Source organism: Phormidesmis priestleyi ULC007, from assembly GCF_001895925.1.
Taxonomy (GTDB): Bacteria; Cyanobacteriota; Cyanobacteriia; order Leptolyngbyales; family Leptolyngbyaceae; genus Phormidesmis_A; species Phormidesmis_A priestleyi_A.
The window spans coordinates 41,108-55,409 of record NZ_MPPI01000019.1 but is presented as its reverse complement, the minus strand read 5'-3'; the positions used below and the strand labels follow the sequence as shown (position 1 = coordinate 55,409).

Sequence of the window (14,302 nt, the reverse complement as noted above, 5' to 3'; positions counted from 1 at the left end):
TTTTTATTTGATCGCGCCTCGCACCAAAATTACCGTACAGTCACACTGCCGTGCAATCTCTTCTGGAATATTCCCTTTGATCACCTGTTGCAGCAGTCCCTCTCGCGTTGCGCCAAGCACAATCACATCACACTGATCTTTTTGAGCCAGATCCACCACGGCTTCAGACACCGAGTTGGCACAAACCGATCGCAACACCACGGGGCACCGCAGACGATTACTCAAAAACACCATCGCATCCTTTAAGGCTTCGATATCAGTTCGCGATCGCTCAGGCTGATGCACCTGACACAAAAATACTTCTGGCTGTTTTGTTAAACGCGCAAAAGCAGGCAAAAGCTGAATTGCCTTACGAGAATTGGGTCCGCCTGCGGTGGGGATCAGCCAGCGATCGAGCTTAGGATGTGCAGGCGCTGAGTTGGGATTTTTGATCAACACCACATCACAACTCGCTTGCCGGATGATGGTATCGACTACACTGCCAAACACTCGCCCCGGTGTCACCGTACTGCCCTTCCAGCCCATGAGCAGCAGGTCAATGTGGCGGTCTTTAACCGCTTCTAAAATGGCGTGAGCCACATCGTGAGTCACTCGCACCTGAGTATGCACAGGAATTTGCCACTCTTCGCCCAATCGAGCGGCGCGTTTTAAAAGACGACGGCTGATCGTAGTCGAAACTGGCGTTTCAGCCGGATCTTGGTGTCGAGCGATCGGAATCACTTGTAGACATTCCAACTCATAGTGACGCTCACGGGCGATCGCGGCTGCCATTTGCAGCAGAGACTCGGCGGTTTGAGGGTTAGAAATCGGCACGAGCAACCGTCCTTTTCCGACCGCAGGCGCACGGGTTTGATAAACCACATAAGACGGATCTGGTTGTATACCCACTTGCTTAACTTCACCACTGAGCTGATCTGACTCAGCGCGAATAATGTCAGCGCGGGTGATAATGCCCAGCAATTTACGCCGTTCGAGCACGGGTAGACGACTGACTTTAAATCGGTTGAGCAGATAGAGAACCTGAGAGAGCGGAGCCGTCGGGCTAACCGTGACTGGATTGGGAGTCATAATCAGATTTAGAAATAAATCTCCCGCCAGATCGCGCTCGTGAATTCTCGTTAAATCGCTTTGGGTGACAATGCCAACTAACTTGCCATCATCGACTACTGGAAAGCCGCGATGGTGCGATCGTGAAAATGCCTGAATCGCTTCATCTAATCTCATCTGACTTGAAACAGTTTCGACATGACGCTGCATAATATCGGCAGCAGTTAACCCCGCGAGACGGGTATCGATCGCCGTTTCTGGCTTGAGGTGAATGCCATTCGATGCCAACAAATGTTTATAAATTGATCCACCGTAGATGCTTTCAGCGACCAGATAGGCGGTCACTGAGCCGATCATCAAAGGCAACACCAGATTAAAGTTAGTGGTCATCTCAAAGACAATGACGATCGCCGTAATCGGGCCTCTGGTGACTGCACTAAAAAAGGCTCCCATGCCTGCCAGGGCTGAGGTGGTAATCAGTCCTTCACCAAACTCAACGCCTAACGGAATGCCCATTAACTGCAAATGCTGGGCGGCTGTGCTGACGAGATAGCCCAGCGCAGACCCCAAAATCAGTGAGGGTGCAAACAATCCTCCGGGGGCACCTGACCCAGACGCGATCAAAGTCAGAATGAATTTGGTGACAAAAATGAGCGCGGTGATTTTCCAGCCCAGCGCACTGGTGAGCCAAACCTCTTGCAGACTTGCGGTGTCGCGCAAAACCGCCGGGAGAAAGGCGACTGCCAACCCTGATATCAATCCTGCAAAGCCGATTCGCCAGGGTAAGCCGACCTTTAAAGAGCGACGATTAAACGCCAGGCTCAAGAGTACGCCTCGATTAAATAGGGCACCGAACAATCCCGCTAAAATTCCTAGTGCGATAAATAAAGGAATCTCAGCGATCGAGAAGCTCGTATACAGTCCCGTCATATTCACGTTGAGTCCGCCACCGCCTAAAAGCCGAGACACGACGGCACCTATAAAGGATGCGAGGATGGCGGTTCCCAAAGTTAGCCCCGACACGTCTTGCAAGAGCTCTTCGACAACAAACAAGACTCCAGCAATCGGGGCATTAAACCCGGCAGCAAGCCCGGCGGCAGCACCCGCAGCGATAAGCTGGCGGCGGTGTTCTGGCGACGTGGGCACCCAAGCGCTGAGTTGAGCGGCGATCGCGGCTCCGATTTGCACAGTCGGGCCTTGCCGTCCCAATGTCAGGCCCGATCCCAGGGAGAGCAGTGTGCTGAAAAGTTTGACGATCGCCACTCGTGCATTCAGCGCGATCGAGACGTGCCCCAGCGCTGCTTTCACTTGCGGAATGCCGCTTCCGGTCGCTTCGGGGGCGGCTCGTTCAATTAGCAACCCTGCCAAAAATCCTCCCACCAATCCCACAATGGGCAACACGACCCAGACCGGATATTGATGGGCCAGATCTAAGCGCCAACCTGCGATCGCGGCGGCTCCTTGCTTCAGAGAGACGGCAGCTAAACCAGAAATTAAACCAATTAAACACGCCTCAAAGATGGCGAGTTGATTAGGCTGGAGCAATCGAGGCAGACGCTTGAGAAAGGCAGTTTGCCACATAAAAATCAGGGTTGGCAGAGCGAGTAGAGACTATCATTATCTTGCCCAATCGTGGCATTAGACGACTTACGATCGCTTCGTCATGAGCGATCGCCATCAGAGTTATGCTATAGCAATCCTAAGTGAATGGTGGAATGGGCATCTTGCCCGTCCAGGCTAGAAGCTTGTCCCACGCTTACAACTGAACTAGGATTGCTATATTTGTGCACAAGCTGCTCGATTTGGAATGGCTCGAACTGGCTATACTCTACCCGTTTTTGCAGTTGCGTCAGCAAAGGCGGCATTAATTTGTTTGCTAGATCGGTCAAATCAGGACGATCGATTGAGTCCGATCGCGATCGATATTCTGCCTGGAAGCGCTGACATTCCGATCCAACAAGTTGCCCCGTTAGATGAGACTAGTGCCCTAGCTGTCACACTAAGCGAACCGGGCGACAATCTTGATTTGACTCGCAATACGCCGATTTGGGCATGGGTGAAATTGTCACAGCGCCAGTCTCACCCATTAGTTTTAGAAGCAGGTGAAGGACTTGGACGCACCACCACAGGCGAAGCCGCGATTTATCGCTATGCTCGGCAATTATTTGATGCCAATCTGCTACCGCTGATTCCTGCCGATCGCACACTCACTGTACGGATTATTTTGCCTGAAGGTCGTCAACTGGCTCGACGCACTTCTAACGAAGCGTTTGGCATTTTAGAAGGCTTATCGCTGTTGGGAACGAGCGGCATCTCTAAGCCACTATCAGCCGCCGATCATCTCGAAGAATTTCGGGCGATCTTGCAGCAGAAAGTCGGTGAGTCACCTAATTTGGTGTTTTGCATTGGCAGCAATGGTCAGCAAGTTGCTCAACGTTTAAACATTCCCGATCGGGCGATCGTGCCGACCGGAAACTGGCTCGGTGCGATGCTTGTCGAAGCTGGGTTACACCAAGCACAATCGGTTTTGCTGTTGGGATATCAAGGCAAATTAGTCAAGTTAGCGGGCGGAATTTTTAACACCTCTAGTCACTTGGCAGACGCAAAACTAGAAATTATTAGCGCTGCTGTCATCCGATCGGGCGGGAGTTTAGCGGCGGCCGAAGTGGTTCTCAATGCGAAGACTGCTGATGAGGCTCATCAGCAACTAAGCAAACTGGGGTTAACTAACTCAGTGTTTTCTTACTTAGCAGAATTAATTAGCCAGAAAGCAACGCAGTATGTCAAAAAATATGCAGATGCTTCGCTGAAAGTGGGCACGTTTTTGTTCGATCGCAAGGGACAACAAGTGAGTCAAGACACGATCGCTCAAGAATTGATTGACGCGATCGTGATTCCTCGTCCTTAGAAATTCTGGCATTGTGGGTAGGGGCAATCCCCCCGTGGTTGCCCTCCGTCAGGGGTAGGCACGGAGGCGCTATCCCTACAGCCATTTCATCCTCTTCTACAATGCTGAATTTCTCTACAAACATCGTTCTGTGGGTAGAAAGCTAACTCTCGAATCTACTCCAAATGTGGGCTGAGTCGTCTCACTTACGGAGGAAGAAAAAAGTCTTTGGCTAGATTAATGTTCTATCTGGATAGATTTTAAGGAGATTTCAAATGAATCGCATTACACAATGGTTTCGCACAGTTAGATTTCGTTCGATCGTTACCCTTGCTTTGGCGGTGTTAACATTCTTGTCAATTCCTGCGTTTTATTCAAGTCAACTGTCAGCACAAGCAGGCTCTATGATGGGTAAGACTTCTGATAAAGGCATGGTTCAAAAGGTTCAGCAAGATGCTGAAGATTTAGGTGATAGCCCCGATCGTCCGATTGGTCAAACGGGGCTGAAGAATATTAAAAATCTGGGAGAAAACATTAAAGAAACCGTCGATCTTAACGTTAGACAAAAGGGTGCAATCTACAACCCCAAAGAGTCGGACAAACTAGGAGCGCTCAAAGAAGCTCAAGAGGAAAGCGAGAGAGCCGCGAAATAGGGCATCGTGTAGGGACGTTTCATGAAGCGTCCCTACAAGCCATCAGTTTAGCCCCAATTCTAAACGGGCACTTTTATAAACAGCGTGGTGTCAGCGGTTTGGGCACTTACACCGGGTACAACTTCACCGCGCAAATTGTAGCCCGTCACTTTATAAGTGTAGGTAAACGCTCCGCTATCAGGCTGCACTAGTGAGACAATTCGTTCGGCGGCTTGACTGGGCGTGAAGATTGTAGACTCTCGATCGCCCTCTTCTCCCGTTCCAATTAAATCGACTTTGATAGCGGCGAGTCATGCTTAAGTCATGTCTTGACCGAGCAATTTAACTTTGATTCGATGCGTAGTTCCTGCTCCATCAGAGATCAGCACAACTGGATTATCAGTGACGATCGGTTCGGATTGATAAACCGATCTATCTAATCGAACAACAGTGACTTCGTAAGTGTAGTTTTCAGGATTTTCGGCGAGGGTAGGAATGTCGAGCGATCGCCGCTTCATCGTGTCGGGCGTGTCGGGTGAGAACAACTCTCGGAAGCGGCGAGTATAACCTGTTGTTGGCTCGTGATAGGTCAACTCTACAACGGCTTCAACTAGGTTGTTGGGATCGAGAAGCGGCACAAATCGAGTATTCAATTTACCTCTAAACGGTTCGTTGACGACCAAAACTGGGTCTTGTGAAGTCTGCCAATCAGTGGTGACTTGCAGGTTATCTTGCAGAAAATAAGTCACGCGATATTGATAAGTCCGCAAGTTGGGATCTGAGAGGCGTAACTTCCAATGTTTACTGGCATCTCCCGGTTTGAGAATAAATGTTTTCACCGTCTTGAAATCATTCGCAGCATCGTCATAAATCAATTCCAGTTGGGCTTGACTAATCTGTCCGCTATCGAGTTCACCGAAGGCAATTTCTAAATCAAACAGTCCGATTTCGCTGAGAGGATCGATCGTCAATTGTCGCGATCGAGTCGAGATCCAGTCAGACTGATAATGGGCTTCTTTGCCGACCCAAGGCGCATCAGGCTTAAAGTGAATGTCTAACTGATAGCGATAATCGAGACTTTTTTTGTCATTCAGCCAAGTGGTGAACGTCTTAGGTGTGAGATTATCGGGACGAAACACGACACCATCAACGTGCATCGGGTCTTGATTGGGCTTGCGCTTGTCAGGATATTCGAGATTGACAGCGATCGCGTTGATGCCAGATGCGTTTAAGTCACCGCCGATCGAAACCGTTGCCACTAATCGCTTAAAGAAATCGTCGTCTAAATTGATTTCTTTGATAGCGCGATCGAGGTTGAGTCCTTCGACGATCGTCGAGAATAATCCCTGTGGTGCGGCTTGTCTGGCAACGGCTGCCTGCATTGCATATTCAAAGGTGCGCGTCTTCAATTCCTCCTGGTGACAATATTTCAGCGAGAATCCGACTTGAAAGGGCGAGAGAGAATTTGCGCCTCCTCGATTTGCGCCTCCCGTTCCCCCTGTTGTCCCTGGATTGGTTCCAGCAAACGTACTTTGAGCACCTTCTTGCATGGTGGTTGCACCCGGCGCGGCATTGCTCGGCTGAGTCGTTGGAGTGCCCATCACAGGCTGACATGACCCGGTTTGCGTCTGTCCTAGCTGACCTAAAAAGCCTTGTAGCTGTCCGAGTAAGCCACCGCCCGATGATTGAGTCATAAAACTCGGCGGCTGAAGGGCAGTTTTAAAGAAATCTTTGAGCAACTCAGTCTTAAACCAATTAAACGCTTCATCGGCTTGTTTTTTAATGTCAGCGTCATCCGTGAAGTTAATCACTTCAACTTTAACTGCGCCATCGTCTCGAAGCTTTTGGAACGCGATATCGATTTCTGCGGCAAGAGAAACGACTTGAATTTGTCCACGAGCCGCTAATGAGATTTCTAAGTGATCGTAAATGCGTTTATATTCAGCCGTGATTCGCACGTTAAATGCAGGTCGAAGTCCTAAATACTCAAGATCGTAAATCACCCCGATCGGACTAATGCCTGCTTTTAACGCCTCTTCAAATAGAGTTGCAGCTTCTTGACCTAACACAACTGAGAACGTGGCGCGATTGTCTCCGATTAAAGAAGGTTTTGTTGTTCCATACACTTCTTCAAAGAATTTGAATCCTTTAGGCTCGTCTGCGGCGGCATTCGGAGCATCGGCAGCATCTTTGCTAATCGACAATCGCACCGATCCTTTGCGAAACTGAACCGGAGCTAACTTAACGTCTCCATCGGCAAATCGGGATAATTCTTGTTTGACTTCGTTAAGCTGATCCTCATCAACACCTAAGTCAACTGTGAAGGCTAAAAATCCTCCGCCTAGCGATTCTTTTGTCTCTGGATCGAAGTTGGGATTGTCGGTGATATCGCGTTTGTATTTGAGATAAACAAATTCTGGAACTCCATCATTTCGCGCCAATCGAGGACGCTCTGACACGTAATAAAACAGACTTTGATCCTGGTGATCGCGATAAATCACCAACCCTTTGATCAGTCCGATCGGGGAATCGAGATATAGCATGGCAATTTTTCCTGTGATTTAAAGAATGGCGACATCGGGAACCCAATAGCCTTTGATCCAGGTCAGCAGGTCTGACTCAGCGATCGACTCTAAAGCGGCTGACGGATCGTCATAGCGACGGGGCGGATTGGTGGCAGTGGTGCCGATCGCCGCCGGGGGGTGAGAGCCAGGATACTGAGGATTTTTGAAGAAGATTCGCCCGTTGTCACGACGCACGGCTAAGACAGCATGACCAAAGTTGTAAGGCTGACTCCAAAACATGGCCAAAATCATCTGCTGTTGCTTGGCAGGAAGAGTGCTGAGAAAATCGGTGTGAATTCCCGGTTGAGCGGCTTGCTCGTCAGCTTGAGACGTGAGCGGAATGTAGTGTTTGGTGAAATTGACGTTAAAAATTCCGTCTAGAGCGCGTTTGGTTTCATCTGCCGCTAATCCGTGATTCACGCTGGCTTGAAACACGGTGTTAATGCCATTTGCCGCATTTGCTGCCGCACTCGGATCGTAAGCCGGAAACGCGCCTCCTCTGGCGTATTTCAAAATCGTGGATTGAAACGCCAATTCTGCATAAGTGCGAACGATAAACGGCTGACCCGCAGGATTAGGATAGCGGAACAGTTGAAAGATTCCGGGTGGAATAGAGATGCTGGAACCGTTTGCTAGTTGGGTCGCGCCTGTAGGGCTGAGTAAGCCCAGTTGTAGCCGCACATATTCAGACGGATTCACTGTAATCAACAACGTCTGAATCGAGGTCGGTGAACACGTATTGGCTGAACCCTGATTAATCTGTCCATTAGGATCAAGGATTTCGGTAATCACATTATCCAGCAATTGTTCTTTGCTCGTTAGCGTGACAAAATCTGGATGCGGATTGATATCCAGTAGTGATAATAAATTTTCAACCAGCGTTTTGCCGCCTCTCAAATCCTGTTTCAGAATAATCGTCGTAGTGATGTTGCTCCCAATCGCCGTTTGTCGATCGAGCAGTTGCGCCAACCGAGGTCGCGCCGTTGCGCCTGCAAATAGCCAGAGTTTGAGAATCTTTCCACGAATGTTAACATCCGCGATCGATTGGAAATTAGGATGCGCGAAGATTGCGGCGAGCGATCCGCGATTAGGATCATTGAGCGGCAGCGCTTTCCAAAACATTAGCAGCACTGATTTCCACAAGTTGGGAAACAGCGCAATACCGCCCATCGCCTCAACTGCTGCCATATCGGGCACAACCTGGGCAACTGCATCGCCGCTGATCGTCAAAATCGAGATCCGAGACTGAAGCCACGTCGGAACGCTAGAGAGATTTTGCAGCGTGGCATCGGTGGGATACAACACTGCCTGACTGCCACCTGGAGGCGTGACTCGCACTCGATAATAAATGCTGCGAACAAACGTGGTTGTTGAAGGCGATCGCAGCGTCTTAAACGTTTCTTCGACATAAGCATCCCACAAGTTTTGGGGCATCACCCAAGTAGCGCGTCCACCTGTGAGTTGAATGCGTTGAGCCGGGACATTTAGCGTCATGGTCGCACCGTTATCTTTGATCAACGTGGCGTTAAAATTAATGTTCGTGCTGTAATAGCGCAGCGCTTCAGAGGCGGGATAGGAAGCGGGAGCCATGAGCGCGGCAGGATCCCAAGCGAGTTCGATCACTGCGTCGCCATTTTCGTCAGACGTGACTTCTAAAACGGGCGGTTCGCCTCCTCCGGGTAAACTGCCTAAAAACGATCGGATACGTGCCCAAGTCATAAAATTATCTCCTGTGATTAAAGGGTCGGAACGGATAGATAAAACTCCAAATCGATCGCGCGATCGCCGCATAATTCGACTTCAACGGCGCGCCCGATGCGAGTAGAGTGGTTAAAACGGGCAGAGTCGAGCAGTTTGTAGAGCGCCTCACCAAAACGGCTGTCTCCGCCCATCTGACCTACGATCGCTGCCATGCGCTGATGTTTGCGAGACGCTTCGGGAAATCTTGCCCATAGAGTTGTGCCGAGTTTGAGATGAGGATCTGATGCGTCTAGATTGCAAGAGAGGCTCCAAGGCCCTGAGCGGGGCAGAATCGATCGTCCGAAGAGGTCTTGCAGAAGCTGAATTGCATCGAGTGAGGCGGCGCACTGGCAGGCAGCGATCGCCTCGGCGGGTGAGGTGGCTCGATCGAGTTGCCAAGTCACCCAATGAGAATCTGAGGAATTTGATTCATAGCTGGTTTGAAAAATTCGTCCTTTGAGACCCAAAATGGCGTGATAGTGATGAAATTGAGCGAGACGATCGGCAGATTTAGCAAACGCTAATGTGTGTTCCCAGGCGGCGGTTTGATTACGAAAAAAGGTATCGGTAATTGAATGAGCCGTCATGCCATTGGGCAAATAGTGAGTTCCGATCCAGCGAGGGAAATTGGAGTCAGGGGTTGCAGTTGGGGATTGACGAAAGACTCGTAAACTTCGCTGCTGAGTGGCTTTGACGGATAGCAATAATGGATTTCCAGCATCAATGCAGGTACGTTGTGATAAGTGATTGATTTGCGTTGTGTCCAGCGTTGTGATCACCGATCGCGCACGAGATCCTAATCCTGCTAAGAGTGCTGCACGGAAGAGTAAATCGAGTGGCTCGATCGCACCATTCATTTCTGGGGTCGATAGTGTTAATAAACTGACCATTGTTACCAATTCCGACATTGCTGAATAGAGGAACAATTTGGGTAGGGACAATCCCCCCGTGGTTGCCCGCCGTCAGGGGTAGGCACGGGGGCGCTACCCCTACAGCCATTTCTCAATGTGCCTTCTACTTAGGTGGAATCGAGGAAATCACGAGAAACGTGTCTCTCGAAGAAATCGGGCCTACCTTGCGTTCAAAGCCTGTTTTCATCACGTAAATCACCTCATATTGGTAATCTCGTAAGTTCGCTTTCTTTAACGGCACACGCCACACTTCGCCCTTCCCAGGCTGTGTAAATTGCATTTGTGTTTCCGTTGTATAGTTATTCCCTGAATCTTTGTATTTAAGATTCAGTTTGATCATCTCCAGTCCTCTACTAGACAGAGGAATTCCGATTAATTCCGGTTGCACTTCCATCAACTGAGTATAAATTACGCCAACAGGTAGCGTTGTTTTTTCTTCCTGAATCCATCCTGTCTGCGTCATATTCCCATCAGTATCAATGAGCGTTTGGTTATACGAATAGCGTCGCTTATGAGGGTCAACGAGTGGAATTTTCCATTCATTTACCTTATTGAGATTCGTTGAATCTAGGATGATAGATCCACTCTCAAACACATCATTTTCGGGATCTTCGTATTTGAAATCTACGAGTAAGTTAGCGATTTTGCTACGATCGCCACCCACCAATAGCCGCACCGCCAACATCGTCGGCAACGGATCTTGCACCAAAATCATATCGCTGGCAGTTGTTTGCCAGGTGGTGTCGATTTTTTCACCATTCGATCGCAGATAGGTAAACCGATAATTCACGTCAGCCAGTGCATCACGACTGATTCGTAAGGCCAGCGGAAGCCGCAAACTTTGCTGATCCAACAGGGCAGAATCTTCGTAAACCCAGTTTGTTTTGGGATCTTTATATTGCAGATGCACATGAACTTGAGCGTAGCGATCGAAGGGAAAATTCCGTGTCAACACTGCCTCGACTTGACGTAACTGATACAAATCTGAGGGCGTAATCACCACGAGATTTCCTTCGTGATCTTGCCAACTGCTCGACAGCGATTTCTGTGCCCCTGGAATGCTCCCTGGCGCAAAAAATACCGTGTAGCGATAGCGAAATTGATGCCCCACTTCGGGATTAAACCAGGCGGCTTTCTTAACTCGATTGTTGGTTTTATCGAGCAAAAATGACCACGTTGCAGGCAAATTCTCAGGATGGTTTGCGAGAGGCAATCCGTAATAAACATCGACTGCGATCGCGCTAATACCTTCGCTGGTGAAATCGGTGTTGACTGAGATATCAAACTCGACTTCATCCCATAAAGCATCTTTGCCGTTTACAACCGTGACGACTTGATCACGAGTCAGGTTGTAGTCTTCAAAAAATAGGCTGAGATGCGCTTGAGGCGAGATTCTGCGCTCTACCGCACGAGTCACCGTGTAATCGACCTCGATCGTGCGAATCTCGCTAATATCAAGTTCTTTGCGGCTATAGCCAACCTGTGGCAAGCTTAAACGTCCGAGATCTCGCAGCGTATCTATAACTTGATCGGCAGTGGAGTTTTCATCAGGCTTATTCGGATTCACCGCTGACTTAAAGAACTTATCTAAAACCAATTGCTGAAGTTCTTTTCTGACGTTGTTAAATTCGCTTTCCATGCCTTCATCGCCAACTCCTTCTAGCGATGCAGTAATTTTGACGATCTTTTTCTCTTCCAATTCACTGATGATTTTATCGGTTTCGATCGAGAAGAAGATCAGATCGGCTGAAAACTGTTCACGAATGTAATGATAAACCTGTTCCCAGTCTGCTTCGACGTGAACATTAAAGGCGCGCTGCATTCCTACATAGGTGAGGTCATAAATTACCCCAGCAGGCATGAATCCTTCAAAGGCACCAAACAGCAGAGAGGTCGCTTCTTTGGTCAGCATGGCGCTAAAAATCGCCCGATTTTCACCATACAGAGACGGCACACCACTCGCCTCTAGAAAGGGAACCCAGCGTTCTTTTTTGGGTTCATCTTCATCCTTTGGTTTGTCTTTGTCGGGATCATCACTCGGCACTTCAGAAGTACGATCGAGAAACATTACCCGCACCGTTCCCCCTTTATAGAGCAATGGAGATAAGCGAGGCGGTTGATCGAGTTTACGATCGTCCTGAATCTTCTGTGCTACCTTTCTGAGTTTTGATTCTGACCAAGCAAGGCTGGTGTCAAATACCAGAAACCCTGCGGCGTGGTCTTCACCGGGTTCAATTTCGTCGAGGTCTGCTTTAAAGGCAATAAATCGGATTGCGGGTCGTCCTTTTTCATCAACAGCGAGATGAGGACGATCGGGATAATAATAAAACTGATAAGGGTCTTGATAATCTCCGACAACGGGAACCCCTTCATACATATAAAAGGGCGGATTGAGATATAACATGGGAACTCCTAATAGAATGGATTGACTGTAGTAATGCTAGATAGAACAGCCAGCATTACTGAACAGAGAAATGATTGGGGTAGGGGCAATCTCCCTGGGGTTGCCCGCCGTCAGGGGTAGGCACGGGGGCGCTAACCCTACAGTCCATCGGGGTTGGTTGTGTGATTAATTGGTCGCTACAAACTTGGGAATAATCAACTGTTTTTAACTCGTGGTTGTCGGCTGACCTGCAACAACTTTGCCATCCCCTTTGTAGTAAGTGATCGTAACTTGATAGTCTTTGGGCGAGTTGTCGTGAATCGGAATTCGGAACGTCTGCGGAGTAGCATCTCCAAACACGAGCGTCTCTTCGGCTTCGATGTCGTTCTGATCATCTTGATAAGCAATTGACACCTCTACCAGTGGCGTATCTGTAAAGTTGATCAGCTTGGGTGTCACGTTACAAACAATTTCTGGAACGTTAGGTTTATTAATCGTGAATGCTTCTGCATCCGTGAGTGTGTCAGTAGTGGTGATAGAACGACCATCGCTCAGATGATAAGTCAGTTGATAGCGATATTTGTTCAGCGCAGAACTCGCGATCGGGAAACTCCAACTCTGAATATCGCCATTAATAAACGTGAATGTCTCAACTTCATGGATATTTGCAACGTTATCGTCATAGTGAAGCGTGCATTCTACTACGGGCGTAACTTTGAAATCCAATAGATTTGGCAACACTTTCACATTCAGATAGGGCGTTTGCTGCACAATGATCGGAATTGCCTGATTGCCATCTGCATCAACCCATGCGCCTTCTTTAAAGGTGCCATTCTGGAAGGTCGTCAACACTTTATATTGAAACTTGCGATAGGTTTTATCTCGCAGCACGACAAGCCAGGACTTAAATTCGTCAGGCTTTTTAATTGAGAACGCTGCATCAGTGGTGTAACCGTTGGCAGCATCGTTGTAGCGCAAGCTAATCACTGACTGAACCACGCCATTCCAATTTCCGGCAGGGACTAATTGGGCACTGGTTCCGTTGGATAGGGAAGGCTGAATGCCCTCTTGAATATGGGTTAGAAGGCATAACGAATTGAGAATAATTCCAGCCATGACAACCCGACTTCCAAAATCCCTAGTTTCACTGCCGGGACAACTTTGGTTGTGAAATGAACCCGGACAAAGTTGTGAATTAACCATTGCAGGTCTAGCGTCCTTTGTAGATTGTCCCGAGTTTTTGCATACATGTTTGTTTTGCGCCGAAAGGCCGCATTTCGTCGTCTCAAAGAAGCATTTAATGCTTCTACATGATTGGCATGGATTTGGACATCTTCAATCCGAGAATCCGTCTCCGGATGCTCTGGCACAGGGGCTTGATACTTCGGTCGTTTTTGCCCTGAGCGTTTCCTCGAACCTTTATTTTTTAAGCGGACACGCCCACCATTACGCAGTCGCTTTGGCGGTCTGCCGGGTTGTCCAGTGCGAGACACTTCATGGCAAATTGCAAATAAAATATTGCCGTAGCGCCGTTCGCCATCCGTCAGTAAGGTCAAGTCTTGCGTTTGTCCAATCACCTTACACAGCAGTTGTAAAGCCTTCTCAAACAGAGTCTGATCTTTCGGTCCACAGTTTAGCTCCCACAAGAACCGACTACTGCGCTCCATCAGCACGATCGTCCAACCTTCTGACTCACTCGCGGCGGTATTATGGTGGACTTTGGTGTACAGTTCATCGCCTTCAATCACCAAGCTCAGGAACTGATGGCATACTCCGTACAAGGTTAAAGCGGGCTTCAGTTCCGATAAGCGCCACTCCCAATCAATAATGCTCTTTTTAGAGACACCCAAGATTCGCGCTGTCGCATTTAATCCTTGTCCTTCTGTTCTCGCTTTCAGCACCTCAATGATCCGGCTCAATGGCGTTCTTAAGCCAGCCATTGGAGTGGCGAAGGTATCACTAAAATAAATATCGCAACTCCGACAATGATAGATCGCGTGGGTGCCATTATTTTGAGTCGTATAGCGGGTACGAACATCAACTTCGGCACTGTCACAGCAAGGGCAGTTCTGAGAGAATAAATCCATCATAAGATCCAATTGAAGTCCAGGGTTGGCAGACTACTGAATCCCTGTAAT

The 14,302-nt window shown here is 48.7% G+C and carries 10 protein-coding genes; 2 read left to right on the top strand and 8 right to left on the bottom strand.

The window, feature by feature from the left end; genetic code table 11:
* Positions 1-3: 3 nt before the first annotated feature.
* Complete coding sequence (locus BRW63_RS16335; protein ID WP_073072821.1) at positions 4-2,628, bottom strand: chloride channel protein; 2,625 nt, start codon at positions 2,626-2,628, stop codon at positions 4-6.
* Between the two features lie 226 nt (positions 2,629-2,854).
* On the opposite strand from BRW63_RS16335, the gene cbiD reads away from it, so the two are divergent.
* Positions 2,855-3,955 carry a cobalt-precorrin-5B (C(1))-methyltransferase CbiD gene (cbiD, locus tag BRW63_RS16330; RefSeq protein WP_073072820.1) on the top strand — a complete coding sequence of 367 codons (1,101 nt, stop codon included), beginning with the start codon at positions 2,855-2,857 and terminating at the stop codon, positions 3,953-3,955.
* 254 nt (positions 3,956-4,209) lie between these two features.
* The gene (locus tag BRW63_RS16325) at positions 4,210-4,587 is read left to right on the top strand and encodes a hypothetical protein (RefSeq protein WP_073072818.1); all 378 of its coding nucleotides are present in this window, start codon (positions 4,210-4,212) and stop codon (positions 4,585-4,587) included.
* A gap of 59 nt (positions 4,588-4,646) precedes the next feature.
* Here BRW63_RS16325 and BRW63_RS29590 read toward each other — a convergent pair whose 3' ends face one another.
* The 7 genes from BRW63_RS29590 to BRW63_RS16295 all read right to left on the bottom strand — a co-directional run bounded on the left by BRW63_RS29590 (position 4,647) and on the right by BRW63_RS16295 (position 14,254).
* A complete protein-coding gene (locus BRW63_RS29590; RefSeq protein WP_262983544.1) occupies positions 4,647-4,775 on the bottom strand; it encodes a hypothetical protein in 129 nt (42 codons plus the stop codon).
* 108 nt (positions 4,776-4,883) lie between these two features.
* Positions 4,884-7,109: a hypothetical protein gene (locus BRW63_RS16320; RefSeq protein WP_073072816.1), complete on the bottom strand. Its 2,226-nt coding sequence runs from the start codon at positions 7,107-7,109 to the stop codon at positions 4,884-4,886.
* Between the two features lie 18 nt (positions 7,110-7,127).
* A complete protein-coding gene (locus BRW63_RS16315; RefSeq protein WP_073072815.1) occupies positions 7,128-8,849 on the bottom strand; it encodes a hypothetical protein in 1,722 nt (573 codons plus the stop codon).
* A 17-nt stretch (positions 8,850-8,866) separates the two neighbouring features.
* Positions 8,867-9,760: a hypothetical protein gene (locus BRW63_RS16310; RefSeq protein ID WP_073072813.1), complete on the bottom strand. Its 894-nt coding sequence runs from the start codon at positions 9,758-9,760 to the stop codon at positions 8,867-8,869.
* A gap of 124 nt (positions 9,761-9,884) precedes the next feature.
* Entirely contained in the window at positions 9,885-12,185 is a 2,301-nt protein-coding gene (locus tag BRW63_RS16305; RefSeq protein WP_143162066.1) for a hypothetical protein, read from the bottom strand.
* A 204-nt stretch (positions 12,186-12,389) separates the two neighbouring features.
* Positions 12,390-13,280 (bottom strand): hypothetical protein, encoded by an 891-nt coding sequence (locus BRW63_RS16300; protein ID WP_073072802.1) that lies wholly within the window; start codon positions 13,278-13,280, stop codon positions 12,390-12,392.
* Positions 13,244-14,254 carry an IS1 family transposase gene (locus BRW63_RS16295; RefSeq protein WP_219898661.1) on the bottom strand — a complete coding sequence of 337 codons (1,011 nt, stop codon included), beginning with the start codon at positions 14,252-14,254 and terminating at the stop codon, positions 13,244-13,246. Before BRW63_RS16295 ends, BRW63_RS16300 begins: the two co-directional genes overlap by 37 nt.
* Between the last annotated feature and the right edge of the window lie 48 nt (positions 14,255-14,302).